The organism is Streptomyces zagrosensis, assembly GCF_014203645.1.
Taxonomy (GTDB): domain Bacteria; phylum Actinomycetota; class Actinomycetes; order Streptomycetales; family Streptomycetaceae; genus Streptomyces; species Streptomyces zagrosensis.
The window spans coordinates 202,431-219,566 of record NZ_JACHJL010000007.1; the positions used below are offsets into that span (position 1 = coordinate 202,431).

A 17,136-nucleotide genomic window follows, 5' to 3' on the forward strand; every position below is an offset into this window, starting at 1 on the left:
CTGTGCCGACGCCTTGGCCTGTGCCGACTTGTGGTGCGGCCGGCAGGGCGGCGTACGCTGACCGGCTGCCCCTGGACCGTCCGACGGGTCCGCTGGAGAACTCGTCGTCAGAATGTTCTGACAAAGCATTGACGAGGTATGGCCCACGCCGTTAGAACTCCTCCAGTCGCCCCTGCGGCCCGGGAGAGAAGGCGGTTCCACCATGGAGCGCACCCGTACGGCACCTGCCCTGCGCCCCGCACGTACGGCAGCCATCGGCCGGCCTCCGCCGATGGCCGGCTAACGCCGCCGATCTCCGGCATCAGCGACCGGGGGGACGCGCCGATGGTGCGGGTGTGCGCCGCTCGCGGGACCCGCTGGACCCCCGCCGAGCAGCGGTGACGGATACTTGGGCGGCCGGGGCAGGTGAACGGTACCTGGCCGCACCGTGACAGACAGTGAAGAAGGGCAAGTCCTCGTGGCAAGGGTTCGGACAGGGGTACGCGCCGTGAGCGCCGTGCTGGCAGCGGTGGTCGGCGCGACCCTTGCGGGATGCAGCAGTACGGGCGGCAAGCGCGCGGAAGAGCGGGCCGCCAAGTCCGCACAGGGGCGCGCGGCGGTGGATACGCCGCGCTGGACCATCGCGATGGTCACGCACTCGGGCGACGGTGACACCTTCTGGGACATCGTGCGCAACGGTGCCGAGCAGGCGGCTCTCAAGGACAACATCAAGTTCCTCTACGCGCACAGCGACGAGGGCCAGCAGCAAAGCGAGCAGGTTCAGACGTACATCGACCAAAAGGTTGACGGCCTGATCGTCACGCTCGCCAAGCCGGACGCGATGAAGGCCGTCGTGGCCAAGGCGAGGAAGGCCGGCATCCCGGTCATCACGGTCAACTCCGGATCGGCCGAGTCCAAGGCGTACGGCGCCCTCAGCCACATCGGCCAGGACGAGACCATCGCGGGCGAAGCGGTCGGCGACGAGCTGAACAAGCGCGGCAAGAAGAAGGCTCTGTGCGTGCTGCACGAGCAGGGCAACGTCGGCCACGAGCAGCGTTGCGACGGCACCCGGAAGACCTTCAAGGGCGAGCTGAAGAACCTCTACGTCGAGGGCACCAACATGCCCGACGTCCTGTCCGCCATCGAGGCCAAGCTCCAGTCCGATGACGACATCGACACGGTCGTCACGCTCGGTGCGCCGTTCGCCGACACCGCGGTCAAGGCCAAGGCACAGGCGGGCAGCGACGCGGAGATCGACACCTTCGACCTAAACGAGAAGGTCGCCGAGGGCCTGGCCGATGGTGACCTGGGCTTCGCCGTCGATCAGCAGCCCTACCTCCAGGGCTACCAGGCCGTTGACCTGCTGTGGTTGTACAAGTACAACGCCGATGTGCTCGGCGGCGGCCAACCGGTGCTGACCGGCCCGCAGATCGTCACCAAGGACGAGGCGGACGAGCTGGCCGAGTACGCGAAGCGGGGCACCCGGTGAGCGGTTCCCCCCTGCACGGCGCCCACCCTCCGGCAGCCCTGCCCGACCTGGACGAACGGCTGCTGCACCGCTCGGTGCTGCGCCGCCTGATGAGTCGCCCCGAACTGGGCGCGGTGGTCGGCGCGGTCGCCGTCTTCGTGTTCTTCTGCGTCGTCGCCGACAGCTTCCTCCAGCTCTCCAGCCTCTCCACGGTGCTGTACGCGTCCTCGACGATCGGCATCATGGCGGTGCCGGTGGCGCTGCTGATGATCGGCGGCGAGTTCGACCTGTCCACCGGGGTGGCCGTCACCACATCGGCGCTGGTCTCCTCCATGTTCAGCTACCAGATGACGGCCAACGTATGGGTCGGCGTCGGGGTGTCGCTGCTGACGAGCCTGGCCATCGGCTTCTTCAACGGCATCGTCCTCGTCCGTACGGGGCTGCCGAGCTTCATCATCACGCTGGCCACCTTCCTCATGCTCACCGGCATGAACCTCGGCTTCACCAAGCTGATCAGCGGCGCGGTCTCCACCAAGACCATCGGTGACATGGAGGGTTTCGCATCGGCCCGCGAGGTCTTCGCCTCGCAGTACACCATCGGCGATGTGAACCTCAAGGTCACCATCGTGTGGTGGCTGGGCCTGGTCGCCGTCGCGACCTGGATCTTGCTGCGTACCCGGGCCGGAAACTGGATCTTCGCGGCCGGCGGCAACGCGCACGCGGCCCGCGCGGTCGGCGTCCCGGTCGCCCGCACCAAGATCGCGCTGTATATGGGCACCGGATTCGGGGCCTGGGTGCTCGGGCAGCACCTGCTGTTCTCGTTCGACAGCGTGCAGTCCGGCGAGGGCGTGGGCAACGAGCTGCTGTACATCATCGCGGCCGTCATCGGCGGCTGCCTGATGACCGGCGGCTACGGCTCGGCGATCGGCGCCGCCGTAGGCGCACTGATCTTCGGTATGACGAACAAGGGCATCGTGTACGCGCAGTGGGACGCCGACTGGTTCAAGTTCTTCCTCGGCGCGATGCTCCTCCTGGCCACCCTGCTCAACGCATGGGTGCGGAAGCGGGCGGAGGCGAGCAAGTGAGCGAGCGTAAGAAGCAGCCGCGGGACCAGCGCCCGCGAAGTCGTCTACACAAGGGGCCGGGGGAGAGCCCGCAGGAGAGCCTGCGTGAGGAAATCCCCGGGGCCGGCGACAGCGTGGGCTCCGGGGACAGCGAGGCCAGTGCGGGCATTGGGGACGCCGGGGCCAGCGTGGGCATTGGGGACACCGGAGGCACAGGAGGCACCGCAGGCACCGGCGCCACCGTGGACAGCGGGAAGGACGACGCGCCGCTGGTCGAGCTGTCCAAGGTCAGCAAGCACTACGGAAACATCAAGGCCCTTGAGGGTGTCTCTCTTGAGGTGCGGGCCGGGGAGATCAGCTGCGTCCTCGGCGACAACGGTGCGGGAAAGTCCACCCTGATCAAGATCATCTCTGGGCTGCACCAGCACGATGCCGGCACCTTCCACATCGAGGGCGAACCCGCCCGACTCGACTCGCCCCGCGCGGCCCTGGACCGGGGCATCGCCACCGTGTACCAGGACCTTGCCGTGGTGCCGCTGATGCCGGTGTGGCGCAACTTCTTCCTGGGGTCGGAGCCCACCAAGGGGCGCGGCCTGCTGCGCCGGCTGGACACGGCGCTGATGCGCGACACGACCCGCGCCGAGCTGCTGCGCATGGGTATCGACCTGCGGGACGTGGACCAGCCGATCGGCACCCTGTCCGGGGGTGAGCGACAGTGCGTCGCCATCGCCCGGGCCGTCTACTTCGGCGCCAAGGTCCTCGTCCTCGACGAGCCGACAGCGGCGCTCGGCGTGAAGCAGTCGGGCGTGGTCCTCAAGTACGTGGCGGCGGCCCGAGACGCCGGGCTCGGCGTGGTCCTCATCACACACAACCCACACCACGCGTATCTGGTCGGCGACCGCTTCGTCCTGCTGAAGCGGGGCGCGATGGCAGGCAGCCACGCCAAGTCGGAGATCACGCTGGACGAGCTGACCCGGCAGATGGCAGGCGGCAGCGATCTTGAGGAGCTGAGTCACGAACTGGCCCGCACGCCGACGCCGGACCTGTCGAGCGGGCGCGCCACGAGCTGACCGCGCAGCGATGGCGGACGTGCGGGACATTTAACTGGTATTGGGCTGTTTTTGTCGGTATTCACCCGTACTCGCCCGTACCCGCTCGGACGGCCGGGAGTGCCGCTCCGCCATGCGCCGCGTGGCGCGAGTGAGGCACAATCGCCACGGCGGGCCACACCCGCCACGCCCGACCGCACGCCGAGGCCGCTGGCCTCCCAAGACACCCGCAGGGACGCCGACTCTTGCGCGCACGCACCCGCAGCGACCGCACCCGCAGCAACCGAACCCGCGCACCGCGCGGGGCTGTCGCCGCCCCCCGCACCGGCGAGAGGGAACGTCGATGAGCCTGTACCGCGAGCGAGTGCACCGTGGTTCCGCCCGAGCCACGGTGCTGCGCACCGTTGGCACCCGCGAGCGTCGCTCGCATCTGACCGCGCCCCGGGTGCCGACCGTCGGCATCGACATCGGCGGGACCAAGGTCGCGGCGGGCGTCGTGGACGCTGACGGCAACATCTTGGAGCGCATCCGCACCGAGACCCCGGACAAGTCCAAGAGCCCCAAGGTCGTCGAGGACACCATTGTTGAGCTCGTGCTCGATCTGTCCGACCGGCACGATGTGCACGCGGTGGGCATCGGCGCGGCTGGCTGGGTGGACGCCGACCGCTCCCGAGTGCTGTTCGCGCCGCACCTGGCCTGGCGGGACGAGCCGCTGCGGGATCGGCTCGCGGGGCGGCTCGCGGTGCCGGTCATGGTGGACAACGACGCCAACACCGCCGCCTGGGCGGAGTGGCGGTTCGGCGCCGGGCGCGGCGAGGACCACCTAGTGATGATCACGCTCGGCACCGGCATCGGCGGCGCGATCTTGGAAGATGGTCAGGTCAAGCGCGGAAAGTACGGGGTCGCGGGAGAGTTCGGCCATATGCAGGTGGTGCCCGCCGGGCACCGCTGCCCCTGCGGCAACCGGGGCTGCTGGGAGCAGTACAGCTCGGGCAACGCGCTGGTGCGTGAGGCCAGGGAACTGGCGGCGGCCGACTCGCCGGTCGCGTACGGAATCATCGACCGGGTCGGCGGCAACGTCCAGGAGATCACGGGCCCGATCATCACCCAGCTCGCCCGCGAGGGTGACGCCATGTGCGTAGAGCTGCTCCAGGACATCGGGCAGTGGCTCGGCGTTGGCATCGCCAACCTCGCCGCCGCTCTCGACCCGTCCTGCTTCGTCATCGGCGGCGGCGTCAGCGCTGCCGACGACCTGCTCATCGGTCCCGCCAGGGACGCCTTCCGGCGTACCCTCACCGGACGCGGGTACCGACCCGAGGCCCGCATCATCAAAGCCCAGCTCGGCAACGAGGCGGGACTGGTCGGCGCGGCCGACCTGGCCAGGCTCGTGGCCCGAAGGTTCCGCCGCGCCAATCGGCGCCGGGTGGAGCGGTACGAGCGCTACGCACAGGCAGGACGCGGATGAGCGACGAGCCCCAGACGAGTGACACGCCGCAGGAAAGGCGCCGCTGGCCCCGCGCCGTGGGCCTCTTCCTGCTGATCGCCATCCCCGCCGGTTACATGGCCATCTCGGCCCAGAAGAGCCGGGGCAGCGGCGAGGACAAACAGGAGAACGCAGCGGCCACCGGGCTCACTCACAACTGGCCGAGCAAGGTCCAGCGGCGCATCTATGACACGCCGATCCCCTCCTACTCGGTAGACGTGGCCTACTACGAGACCAATTCGTGGAAGTCGAGCCGGATGTACGTCCAGTTCGTCACGTCCGCCAAGGGCTTGGACAAGTTCCTTAGCCGCTTCGATGTCACCCGCGACGTGCTCAATGACGGCCAGGTCACCATCGACGAGAAGTCGGCAAGCGCCGTGGGATGGAAGCTGGACGCCGACAAGAAGTGGGCGGGCGGCGTCATCGACCAAAAAGACCCGGAGCCGACGCTCGACATCACCGTCGATCTCGACAACCCGGACCATCCCAAGGTGTATGTGATCTCCACCGTCAAGCCGTGAGCACCCCGCGCCGGCCCGGGCTACGCCCACCGGCTGGCGCGAGGCTTCGTACCCGAGACGCGCGAGATGCTGGAGATGCGCGCGGCGCGCGACGGGCTGTATGAGTTCTACGCGGCACACGCGGCGAAGCTAGCTCAGGGGCAGGTTTCGCTATCCTTCACGGCGCCGAAGTCCACCTGAGTGGTCAGCGACTGGGTGCCGGGCCCAGGGGTTTGCGAGCAGACGATCCAGTTGCGGTCGTACACCTGGAAGCGGTTGTCGCCTGTCGCGTCATGCGAGGTCAGGTTGTAGAAGCCAGCCTCCTGGGCGGCGTCTTGTGCGGCCTGGAGCTGCTTGCCGACGAGGTGGGGAAGGGCGGCGGCTGCTACGTCGTCGGCTGTTTCCGTGGTGGCTTCGGCGGCGGGAGTGGGAGCTTTGGTCGCAGGCTTGTGGGTGGTGGGGGATGCCTCAGGGGTAGGCGATGCAGCGGGCTCAGTTGGTTGCACGTCAGGGGTGGCCACCCGTTCTGTTGCCTTCCGCTCCGCCGACGTGTTGTCGTCACCGTCGTTGTCGGTGATCGCTCCGATGGTGCCGATGAGCATGAGGGCCCCGAAGGTCACGCCGACGCTGATGAGGATCTTCTGCTTACGCGTCTTGGGCCGTGACGACGACGGCGGCGGCCCCCAGTTGGGGTCGGTCGGCTGTTGCGGGTAGTCGCTCAAGAGGTCCCCTACTCGTGATGGCCAGGTGTGACGTGTGGGGGGAGGCGACACAGTAGCGGGGATGAGGTGCAGACGAAGGCGAGGTGCCTCATCTGTGACCTTGCGGCGCCCCCGCGAAGGCCTTGGGGTCTCATGATCGCCGCACCACCCGAACCCCACCCGGAGGTCGGTGGCAGCTCCCTGTTGCACGTGGCATGGGGGACGACGGAATGCCCGGGTGAAGAGGGTGGCCGGGCGCTCATGGGTTGCGCCCGGATGTGCGGTGGGGGGTGGAATGCGGGTTAGTTGAGGGCAGAACCCTTCCCCCAGGTCACCGCTTCCGCTGCCAGCCGGTGTCGTCCCTGCCCTCTTGGCTATTTCGAGACGGCCCTGTCCCCTTCACCCGGGCACCCGATGCGGCGGCGATGCGCTGTTCGGCGATCCGGTCGGCGGCAACGCCGGGAAGAATGCCTTCTGTCTGGGCGTGTTCCAAGACCGTCAGTGCGGTATCGAAGATTTTTTCCACCCTCACCATCGTCTGACCTGGCGTAAGCCCACGCAGTTCCCCAGTGGCCTGGATCGCTCCGCCGGCGTTGACGACGTAGTCCGGGAGATAAAGAGTCCCTCGCTCCGCGAGCAAGGACTCGATGCCGGTGTGGGCCAGTTGGTTGTTGGCCGCTCCGCACACCACGTCGGCGGTGATCTCCCGGGCGACGTCGTCGTCCAGTGCCCCGCCCAACGCGCACGGGGCGTAGATGTCCATGCCCCGGAACCGCACCAGGTTCTCGGTGTTGTCGATGATGCCGATGCGGGGGAACTTCTCCGCTATGTGCCTCAACGGTTCCTGGCGTACATCGGTGACCACCACGCGAGCGCCCTCGTTGAAGAGGTGTTCCACCAGGCGGTGGCCGACCTTGCCAAGTCCCGCGACCCCGACCGTACGACCTTGCAGGGACGGCGTGCCCCAGCGGTGCAGTGCCGCGGCCCGCATGCCTTGGAGCACACCGAGGGCCGTTGCGATCGAGGGGTCGCCCGCGCCGCCGGTCTCCGATGAGCGGGTCAGGGTCCATCGGCATTCGCGTGCGACCACGTCCATGTCCGTCACGCACGTGCCGGCATCACACGCCGTTATGTACCGCCCGCCCAAGGAGTTCACGAGGCGCCCGAAGGCCAACAGCAGTTCCGCTGTCTTGGCCTCAGCAGGGTCGCCGACGACGATGGCCTTGCCCCCGCCGAAGTCGAGGCCGGCCATGGCGTTCTTGTAGGACATGCCTCGTGACAGGTTGAGCGCGTCCGTGATGGCCTCCTCGTCACTGTTGTACGGGTGGAAGCGGGCCCCGCCAAGCGCCGGTCCGAGAGCGGTGGAGTGGATCGCGACCACGCTCTTGAGGCCGGAGGCGGGGTCGTGGTGCAGCACGACCTGCTCATGTTCGAAGGACTCGGAGGTGAATCCGATGAGTGGCGCCTTGGGGCTGAACGTACTCATGTTGCTCCTCCTTGTGTGGAACGTTCCATCTCATTCATGTTGATTTCGGCACGCGGCACCGTGCTGTTGTGGGCGCTGGTGTCCCGAGTCGGATATCGGCCATCGGTCCTCGGCGGCGGATGTGGCGACCCTGCCGACGGCGCCTCACGCCGACGCCTCCGTAAGCTTCGACCGGGCCTGGCTCACGGCGAGGCAGCCAGGGGGCACACCCGGCGGGGGAGTGGTTCAGCCGGGCCCTGGCGAACTCGCCTGGTAGCGGACACAGCGCCCTACCAGGCGAGTCCGGGTACCTGCTGTACGTCGTGGGTAGCGGAGAGGGCGCTGAGGCTCTCCGGCCCCAGCCCCAGACACTGGGCAGGCTGCCGGCTTCACCGCCCAGGACACGCGGCGCGACGCTCAATGCTCCGATGCCTTTCCTGGCGTTGAGAAACATGGCCGTACTCCTCTGTCTCAGCGCGGGTGCCGCCGCCAGCGAGCGCCCTGGTGGAAGCCAGCAGACCCAACAGACCGGAACAGCGCCGTTGCCCGGGTGCGGCGGGCACGGGGGTGAGAGGAATGCGCGCCGCGGATCGAATCACCGGGGTCGCAGGCGCCGGAGCGTACGTAATGTCCGGGGGCGAGGGCACCGGCCGGGTATCGGGAGTTGCCCAGCGGGCGGCTACGGACGCGCGGGCCCGAGCGGTGTTCGAGCCACCGCGACCACGCTTCCCACCAGGATTCCTGCTGGGAGACGGAGTTGGCCGACCAGTCCCGGGGACTCGCGGGGAGTGTGCCCGTGCTGGTGCGGTAGGACGCTTGAGGGCGCGGTGGGTTGATGATGCTTCCTACATGTCCCGAGGGCACGAGGTGGAATGAGACATCGCCACCGAGCAGACGTGCGCTTTTGTACACCGTTTCCCAAGGAATGATGTGGTCGCGCAAGCCGGCTACCACGAAGGCGTCCTGGGTGACAGCGGAGAGCGCAATGGCACGCTCCATGATGCGAAGCTGGCCGCGGGCCAAGGTGTTGTCCGCTGCGATGCGCATGGTCTGGTCGAAAAGGACGCTGGGCACGTCTATCGCGTCCTCACTCCACGCCCATATGTCGAACGGTTGTGGCCGCTGTCCCATCAACCAACCGGCCACAAGGGGCTGCCAAACGGTTTCCCTGGAGCGCAGCAAGTCGAAGAGCAGGCTGATTCTGGTGCCGTCAACGAGACCGTTTTTGTTCGTAAGCATGCGGGTCAGCAAACGCACCTCGGCGTCCGGCGATTTCTCGTTTCCGTCGGGGCCTGTGTAGTCCAAGGCGGACATCAGCAGGGTCAGCGACGCCACTCCTGCCTCTTTTTCCGCTGCCAGCCAGGCGGCTGTGGATGCCGCAAACATTCCCCCGGCACACACCCCCACCAGATGTGCCTGCGATGAGCCGGTGATATCCAGTACGACATCCAAGGCACGCAGTGGAGCGTGCAGTAGGTACTCGTCCAGTCCCAAGGTGGTTTGACCAGGGTCGGGGTCGCGGAGGCTGATGGCGAATACCGTGTAGCCCTCGCGAACCGCCCATTCGGCGAGGCTTCGGCCGGGGGCCAGGTCGTATATGTAGAACTTGTTGACCCAGGCGGGAACGAGTAGCAGTGGTATCTGGTGTACCTGGGCGGTCTGGGCCTCGTACTGAATCACTTCGATCAGCTCGTTGCGGAACACGACCCGCCCTGGCGTGGCGGCCAGGTCCTCGCCCAGGTGATAGGTGCCGGGCGGCATCTTCGCGGGACGTCCCCGGCGGTACGCCAGGTCATGTAGAAGGTTGCCTGATCCGCGAATGAGGCTCGCGCCGCGTGAGGTTGCGGCGCGGCGCAGCGCGGCGGGGTTTCCCGGGAGGAAGTTCACGGGGGCCAGGGCTTCGGTCAGGACCTGGGCGAAGAACTGCACTTGCTGGCGACGGCGCGCTGGCAGATACGGCGTCTCCGCCACGGCCAGCGTCAGCTCGCGCCACGTCAGGTAGTGCTGAAGCAGACGCCGGTAGCCCGAATCAGAGTGCCAGGCCGGGTCGGTGAAGCGTTGGTCCGCAGGATCTGGAGTGCGCTCGTCTTCCAGGGACAGCATGCGCAACCAGGCCCAGCGGGAACGCAACATTGTGGTTCGCCCGTCCCTGGACATTGGGGGACGATCTTCGTCGTCATAGGCGTAAGGCAGGCTGCCGAAAGTCACCGGTCCGTCTCCTTGTCCGGGTCGGCAGGTGCACCGACGCTCGTTGTCCTGGCCCGAAGAGCTCGGCCCGGCTGTGGCTGCGTGGCGAGCCTGCTGCCAGCGGGCTGAGTATCCGGCGACGTTGTTTCCTGGGTACGGAACATAGGGCTGCACGCGAAACGTCGGTAGGCGCGTTTGTTGTCCGCGGCAATGTCCCGCACATACGGGTGTCATTCGGTGCGCGACGGTGGTGCGGCAGGAGGCCAAGCATGCCTCCGCGCCACCAATGCAATGACAGGCTCATATCTCACGTGGCGGCCTCAGCCCGGGGCCCCGACCATTTATTGGCTTCTGCCTTCCCGCCTACCGTTTCCTTGCACTCTTTCGTTCGGCTGCTGTCGCGGGAAGTCAGGGATCATCGCCGGCTGTCGGGGTGCGAAACGGCACGTGTGGAGCCTGGCTCTGTGCGATGGGCAGGAACAACGCCATTGCGGCCGGCAGCCACGCAAGACCGCGGCGAAGGGCGACAGCCGAAGCAGCGTGGGAATACGTTCCTGCCAACGGATTCCCACCGCTCCAGACGACCCGGCCACCTGGCAAAGAGACCCCTATCGGAGGACCGCTATGCGCAGCACGATGCCGGACGCCCCGCTCACCATCGCCCGCATCCTGCGGTACGGCTCCACGGTCCACGGCACCTCCACCGTGGGCACGTGGAACGGCGAGAGGTTCGATTCCAGGAGTTACGCCGAGGTGGGTGAGCGTGCCGCCCGCCTGGCCTACGCGCTCCGTGATCGGCTCGACGTAAGCCCTGGCACTCGACCGGAAAGCGGACAGAGCGTCATCGGCACCCTCATGTGGAACAACGCCCGCCATCTGGAGCTGTTCCTCGCGGTGCCCGCGATGGGAGCCGTCCTGCACACTCTCAACCCACGCATGACAGCGCAGCAGTTGACCCACACCATCGAACATGCTGGTGACCGTGTACTCATCGTGGACGCCACCTTGATGCGGCCACTCGCGCCCTTGCTGTCTCGGCTATCGCGCACCGTGCGGCACATTGTCGTCGCCGGCCCCGGCGATCGTGCCGCGCTGGCCGCATTCGCCGGTGAAGTGCACGACTACGAGGAGTTGATCGCCGACCGCGGCATCGACTACCCGTGGGAGGAAGAGCTCGACGAACGCACCGCCGCAGCGATCTGCTACACCTCTGGCACCACCGGAGACCCCAAAGGCGTGGTCTACAGCCATCGATCGATGTACCTCCACTGCTTCCAGGTGGTGGCGCCAAGCCACTACGACATCAACTCGCGCGACGTCCTGTTTCCCATCGCCCCCATGTTCCACGTGAACGGCTGGAGCATTCCGCACGCCGCCTTCTTCACCGGCGCCGACCTCCTGCTGGCCGACCGGCATTCCCGGGCCACTTCGCTCGCCCGCATGATCGAGCAGGGGCGACCGACCTTCAGCGCCGCCGTCCCAACCGTCTGGACCTCCCTTTTGGAGGAACTCGACACTCACCACTACGACACCGAAAGCCTGCGTCGGGTGTTCGTGGGCGGGTCCGCCTGCCCACCCGCTCTCATGGCCGCTTACCGCGACCGGCACTCCATCGATTTCCTGCATGGCTGGGGCATGACCGAAACCTTGGGGGCGGTGAGCGCGGCGCTTCCTCCCGCGAAGATGGGCGCGGACGAGGAATGGACGTACCGGATCAGCCAGGGGCGGTTCCCGACGTCCGTCCGGTTCCGGCTCGTCGACGCACACGGTGCCGTCAGGCCGCACGACGGCAGGGCCACTGGTGAGCTCCAACTCCGCGGTCCTGACGTCACCGAGGTCTACCACGGCGGCGTAGGCGCCCCTCCGATACGACCGCAGGAGAACTTCACCCCCGACGGCTGGCTGCGGACCGGGGACGTCGGCCGGATAACTCCGGACGGATTCCTGACTCTCACTGACCGCGTCAAGGACGTCATCAAGTCCGGTGGCGAGGCGATCTCCAGTGCAGCACTGGAGAACGCTCTGATGGAGCACCCTGCGCTCACCGAGGTCGCCGTCGTAGCGGTGCCGGACGACCGTTGGGGCGAACGGCCGTTGGCAGCCGTATCCGTGCGCCGAGGCCGTGCTATCGACCTGGAGGAGGTACTCGACTTCCTGGTTCAGCACATCGACGCGTGGATGGCTCCGGAGCGTTGGACGATCATGCCAGCGATACCGAAGACCTCGGTGGGCAAGCACGACAAACGACGTATCCAGCTTCAGTACGCGCAAGGCCAACTCGACGTCGTACACCTCGGCAGGCGATCCGGGGGCACGCCCTCCACCAGGCCGCCCGGGAGCGCGGAAAGTGAGGCGTGAAGCCGCTCCGACCTCACGCGGCCCGGTACGGGGCACAACCCTGGCCGCGCCTGTGATCCCTACCGCGAGATCGCGGAGTCGATGACCGCGGCCACCCACTCCCGGTCGCCATCTAGGCCGCCGTCCACCAGCACCGCCTGACGCATCTCCTCCCACAGCCCCGCCGCTGTCCACGCGGTGAAGCGACGGTGCGCTGTCGCCGGTGAGACCGCGAACGTCGGCGGCAAGCGACGCCAAGCGCACTCGCTGGTCAGCACGAACACCACGGCGGTGAAGACGTCGCGGCTGTCAAGCGGCGTGGTGCCGCCGCCTTGCCGCCGCGGGGCGAACTCGGGGATCAGCGGCTCGGCCAACGCCCAGAAGCGATCGGTCACCAGACGCCGTGAAAGAAGCTCTCCCATGTCCAACCAGCATGGCACTCGGCTCGCAATTCGCAGCCCCGCGGGCCATCTCATGTGGCGACACAGGTCCGCCGTGACGGCGCGCGGGCGCCCGCTCCCGAGCGGACCACCGTGGCCAGCGTCGAGTTCCCAAGACGTGGTGGAAGGCACCAACTTCACCGAGCCCGGAGCCGCCGTCGCACTCCGGCAGCGGCACGGCCGCAGCCGCATCCGTGCCAACGGCCGCTGCTTCCCCTGGGGCCGCATCAGCCTCAAGCGGTTGGTAGCGGGCCACCCACCCATGGCGCGGCGTATGGCGCGACCATCCATCCGAAGGAAGAAGGACACATGACACCCCGCCCGTCCAAAACCCACAAGACAGTCATGGATCACCTTCTGGATCGTCTGCACACCGTGGGCGTCAACCACTTGTTCGGCGTGGCTGGCGATTACAACCTTGCGGTCCTCGATCGTGTGCTCGATCACCGCGACGTGCGGTGGATCGGCACCGCGAGCGAACTCGGCGCCGCCTACGCCGCCGATGGCTACGGGCGCGTCCGGGGCTTCGGAGCGCTCCTCACCACGTTCGGTGTGGGGGAGCTGAGCGCGATCAACGGTGTCGCCGGCAGCTACGCCGAACGCGTTCCGCTGCTGCACATTGCTGTCGGCCCCACTCAGGCCACCGAGCACGCTGGGTCCGCGGTCCACCACAGCACGGGAGACGGGGACTTCGACCGCTTCGCGCGTGCGCACCGCCAGGTGGTCTGCGCCGACGCTGTCCTTCGCCCCAGCAACGCGATGGCCGAGATCGACCGGGTGCTGACCGCCTGCCTGCGTGAGAGCCGACCCGGATACCTCCGGTTGCCTCGCGATGTCGCACTGGGCGCTGCCCCGCCGCATCAGCCACTGGCCCTACCTCGCGGGCATGCCGCCGATGCCAACAGCCTCAAGGCCTTCCGCGTCGCGGCCAGTGCCCGACTCGCCGCCGCGGGCACGGTCGCGGTCCTGGCCGACTTCCTGGTGGACCGATTCAAGGCCCGCGCCGAACTGGCCGAGTTGTTGGCCGCCGGGTCCTTTCCGCACGCTGTCCTGGCAACGGGGAAAACGGTCGTGGACGAGAGCGCTCCCGGCTTCCTTGGCTTGTACGCGGGCGCCATGAGCGAGAAGCGGGTGCGTACCGCCATCGACAAGGCCGACCTGCTCATCCGCGCCGGAGTGCTGCTCACTGACATGACGACCGGCAAGTTCACGCACCGCTTCGATCCCGAGGTCGGCATTGACCTGGGGCCCACGGCCGCGACGGTGGACGGGACGACCTTTCCGAACGTGCCGCTGGCTGCCGCGCTGACCACACTGACGGACATCGTCAAGGGTCGGCGCGTGGTGAAGGTTCGCGGCACCGCGAGTACCGGTCACCGGGAGCCAGCCACGTCGGCGAAGCGGGCTCACATGCCCCTGCCCGGGCACGGTGCGCGTCGGTGCCGGCCCACACTGCGCTCGTTGCGCCCGCTCACCCAGGCGTATCTGTGGGATGCGGTAGGCGCTGCCATTCGGCCCGGCTACACGGTCGTCACCGACGAAGGCACCTCCCTCTACGGCGTGGTAGACCAGCGTTTCCCCAGCGGGGCACGGTTCATCGCACAGCCCCTGTGGGCCTCCATTGGCTACGGCCTACCCGCGCTGTTGGGAGCGCAGCTCGCTGACTCCTCTCGGCGCGGCATGTTGATCATCGGCGATGGCGCCGCCCAGCTCACTGTGCAGGACCTGGGCACCATAGGCCGTTACCGTCTCAAGCCCATCGTGGTGCTGGTCAACAACCACGGTTACACCATCGAGCGGATTACCCACGGTCTTCGCGCTGAGTACAACGACGTCGCCCGTTGGCGCTGGACCAGGATACCGACCGCCCTCGGGGTGCCCAGGCCCCTGGTGCTGACCGCCCGTTCGCAGGCGGCCTTGGACCGAGCCCTCGCCCGAGCTGCCACGGAGACTGACCGATTGGTCCTGGTGGAAGCGTTCACCGGCACGTACGACGTTCCCGCTACGTTCAAGCGCCTCGCCGTGACCAGGCCCGACAAGGCCCGATGGGTCGCCTGACGGAGCCCGTGCCACCGAGCGCAGCGTGCCAACGTGCACCTGCCGATGGCGGCATGCGCCTCCCAGCCGACCCCGTAGGAGGTGGGGTGTTCACCGGGAGGAGCGGCAGCGGCCTGCCCCGACCGGACGGCTGGTCGGGGCGAGCCGTGTTCCACCTCCACACTCCTCGCGCTTGGCCGGGGGCGGACTGGGGCAGAGGGGCCGCGGCCACCACGGTGAACGCGGACGCTACAGCCCTGGCCGAGTGCACGATGCTCCGCCTTTCGGTCAGCGAACCGCTTCGCGGTCGCCCGATGCGGCTCGGACGACGTGGGCGGGGCACGACCTGGCCGACACGCATGGGAGGTGATGTCAGTCATCGTCTGCTGTATGGAGTGCGCCGGCTTCCTCATGATGCCCCAGTGCCTCCAGACGGCTGCGAAATTCTTCGAGCTCGCTGGCACACTGCGCGGAACGTAGCCCACTGATCACCTGCACGGCCTGCGACGCGGTGGCACAGCTCTGTTCCACCTCCCCGAGTCGCAGTTCCGCCGATGCCAAAAGCAGCAGCCGCAGTGCTCGGCGCCGTACTCGACCCGGTGAACAGCCTTGTACTGCTTCCCGCGCCCATTGGGCAGCAGCCTCGGGCCGGTCCAAAACCTCGCAGCAGCGAGCCAGCTCCTCCGCCAGGTAAGCCCGGTCCACATGGGCGATGCGGTCCGGGTGCTCGTCGGGGCTGTCGCGCTCCAGCGCCTCGAACGCTTGCTCAGCAGCTTTTTCGTAAGAGCGCGCGTCACCCAGGAGGGCCTGACCGCGTGCTTCGGCCGCGTGGATGACCACGCGAGCCGTTGGACTGCTGCCTGCTCGCCCTGCTCCTTCCCGTGCCACCTTGGCGAGTTGGACGGTCTCACTCGGATTTCCGAGCAAGAGAGCCACATGGCTCATTCCGGACGCCAGCACGTAACCACCGAATGCGCGGTCGCCCCCCGCTTGCGCTAGGCGTAGCGCCTGCACGTAGTAACGCTGGGCGAGTCCGAGTCGGCCGGTATCAACGGCCATGTAGGCGGCGAGCTCCGTCAGTCGTGCGATGGTTGTGAGCAGTTCACGCCCGGTGGCTTCACGGTAGGGGCCGGCGAGAAGCACGGAAACGACGCTGTCGAGATAACGGACGACGACCGGGCGCATATGACCGCTTCCAAAGCCGTGATCGAGGTCGGCGAACGCGGCAGTAGTCGCTCGCACCGCCGCGACATCCGCAAGACCCACCGCGGGGACGCCCTCGACCGCGACACTGCGATCTGGCTCCGCGATCAGCCAGTCACGGCTGGGTTGGACAAGCACGGACGTAGCAAGCCGCTTCCCGGGCACAGGGCCGGCGTGCTGGATGTCGGCGCGCCACAGCGCGCATGCTTGCCGGACGGCCTCCACCACGGTCGGCTCGAACCGGAGACCCACGGTGGAGGGCGGGCCAGGACCTGTGCTCATGCCTATCTCATCGATCGTCACGGCACGCCCCAGCTTGCGCTCCAGTGCCTCGGCGATGATGACGGGGGCACGGCCGCGGGGCTGTTGCCCCCGAAGCCAGCGAGCCACTGACGTCTTGTCATATCGCAGATCGAGTCCATGCTCGGCACCGCAGGTGTTGACCCGACGGGCAAGCCCCGTACTTGAACACCCTGCCTCTTCCATCACGGCCCGCAGCCGTTCATTGACCTTCCGGTCAGTACGTGGTGGCACGGCCATAGCCTCATGTCTCCTTTGTAGCCCCCGTTTTGAGGAACCGGAGCTCACCGCCTGGGCGCGGCACGTCCGTCAACGTCCTTAGGCGGAACCGGACGACGTGGCCGGCGGCCGGCGGCCGGCGGCAGCGGATATGGCTGGATCGGTTTTCGGTTCTGTCGGAAACACGCTTGGCTCGAACAAGCGGGCAGTCATCAGTTCCCATCCTCAGTGCGCGCCGTGCAACTGCGGGCGTTCCGCCCTCCCCGACTCACCGAAAGCGGTGCGCGTCCTCACTGTTTCCTTGCCTTCCCCGCTCCATGGTCACGCTCTTTCGGACGCACGCGAAGGTCCGCTATATGCCCGGGCACGCACCCAGTGCGCGGCACCTGGTGAGTGGGCGTGCAAAGTGCAGGTGAGCGCGCGCCTGGGCCACGGCATGCCGTGGCCCAGGCCAAGACAAGAGGAACACCGACTTGGTACGCCCAAGGCCCCGGTATCAAAACTCCGGCGGCGGCGCGCCCGGGTGACCGAGTGACCGAAGGGGCCGCGCTTGGGCGCTCACTACACGGAATGCTACTAACGCACGCGCGCCAACAAGGTGCGGCAGACGCGTCTGCTTCGTCCCAGCCATCCGTCGACATTCAGCACTGGTCTGAAAAGTCCCATGACTCGACATTTCGAAATCACCCCGGCAAGCAGAGAAA

General features: G+C 67.6%; 12 protein-coding genes. 7 read left to right on the plus strand and 5 right to left on the minus strand.

The window, feature by feature from the left end; translation table 11 throughout:
• Positions 1-457: 457 nt before the first annotated feature.
• From FHS42_RS15725 to FHS42_RS15745, 5 genes are all read left to right on the plus strand, one after another.
• Positions 458-1,468, plus strand: a complete 1,011-nt coding sequence (locus FHS42_RS15725; RefSeq protein WP_184572838.1) for a sugar ABC transporter substrate-binding protein — start codon at positions 458-460, stop codon at positions 1,466-1,468.
• Positions 1,469-1,557: 89 nt separating this feature from the next.
• Positions 1,558-2,532, plus strand: coding sequence for an ABC transporter permease (locus FHS42_RS15730; protein WP_184572964.1), 975 nt, complete (start codon positions 1,558-1,560; stop codon positions 2,530-2,532).
• Positions 2,533-2,753: 221 nt separating this feature from the next.
• Positions 2,754-3,581: an ATP-binding cassette domain-containing protein gene (locus FHS42_RS15735; protein WP_312866906.1), complete on the plus strand. Its 828-nt coding sequence runs from the start codon at positions 2,754-2,756 to the stop codon at positions 3,579-3,581.
• Positions 3,582-3,903: 322 nt separating this feature from the next.
• Entirely contained in the window at positions 3,904-5,025 is a 1,122-nt protein-coding gene (locus tag FHS42_RS15740) for an ROK family glucokinase (protein ID WP_184572839.1), read from the plus strand.
• Positions 5,022-5,564, plus strand: coding sequence for a hypothetical protein (locus FHS42_RS15745; RefSeq protein ID WP_184572840.1), 543 nt, complete (start codon positions 5,022-5,024; stop codon positions 5,562-5,564). The genes FHS42_RS15740 and FHS42_RS15745 overlap by 4 nt, the downstream gene beginning before the upstream one ends.
• A gap of 134 nt (positions 5,565-5,698) precedes the next feature.
• Here the strand turns inward: FHS42_RS15745 and FHS42_RS15750 are convergent, their stop codons facing one another.
• From FHS42_RS15750 to FHS42_RS15760, 3 genes are all read right to left on the minus strand, one after another.
• A complete protein-coding gene (locus tag FHS42_RS15750) occupies positions 5,699-6,265 on the minus strand; it encodes a hypothetical protein (RefSeq protein ID WP_184572841.1) in 567 nt (188 codons plus the stop codon).
• A 310-nt stretch (positions 6,266-6,575) separates the two neighbouring features.
• Positions 6,576-7,730: a Leu/Phe/Val dehydrogenase gene (locus FHS42_RS15755; protein ID WP_184572842.1), complete on the minus strand. Its 1,155-nt coding sequence runs from the start codon at positions 7,728-7,730 to the stop codon at positions 6,576-6,578.
• Positions 7,731-8,180: 450 nt separating this feature from the next.
• The gene (locus tag FHS42_RS15760; RefSeq protein WP_184572843.1) at positions 8,181-9,917 is read right to left on the minus strand and encodes a PHA/PHB synthase family protein; all 1,737 of its coding nucleotides are present in this window, start codon (positions 9,915-9,917) and stop codon (positions 8,181-8,183) included.
• 603 nt (positions 9,918-10,520) lie between these two features.
• Between FHS42_RS15760 and FHS42_RS15765 the strand changes: the two genes are divergently transcribed.
• Complete coding sequence (locus FHS42_RS15765; RefSeq protein WP_184572844.1) at positions 10,521-12,254, plus strand: long-chain-fatty-acid--CoA ligase; 1,734 nt, start codon at positions 10,521-10,523, stop codon at positions 12,252-12,254.
• Between the two features lie 59 nt (positions 12,255-12,313).
• Here FHS42_RS15765 and FHS42_RS15770 read toward each other — a convergent pair whose 3' ends face one another.
• Positions 12,314-12,655: a transposase gene (locus FHS42_RS15770; RefSeq protein WP_184572845.1), complete on the minus strand. Its 342-nt coding sequence runs from the start codon at positions 12,653-12,655 to the stop codon at positions 12,314-12,316.
• 363 nt (positions 12,656-13,018) lie between these two features.
• On the opposite strand from FHS42_RS15770, the gene FHS42_RS15775 reads away from it, so the two are divergent.
• A complete protein-coding gene (locus FHS42_RS15775; RefSeq protein WP_184572846.1) occupies positions 13,019-14,731 on the plus strand; it encodes an alpha-keto acid decarboxylase family protein in 1,713 nt (570 codons plus the stop codon).
• 351 nt (positions 14,732-15,082) lie between these two features.
• Here the strand turns inward: FHS42_RS15775 and FHS42_RS15780 are convergent, their stop codons facing one another.
• Positions 15,083-16,453 carry an NsdA family TPR-like regulatory protein gene (locus FHS42_RS15780; protein WP_184572847.1) on the minus strand — a complete coding sequence of 457 codons (1,371 nt, stop codon included), beginning with the start codon at positions 16,451-16,453 and terminating at the stop codon, positions 15,083-15,085.
• Positions 16,454-17,136: the final 683 nt, after the last annotated feature.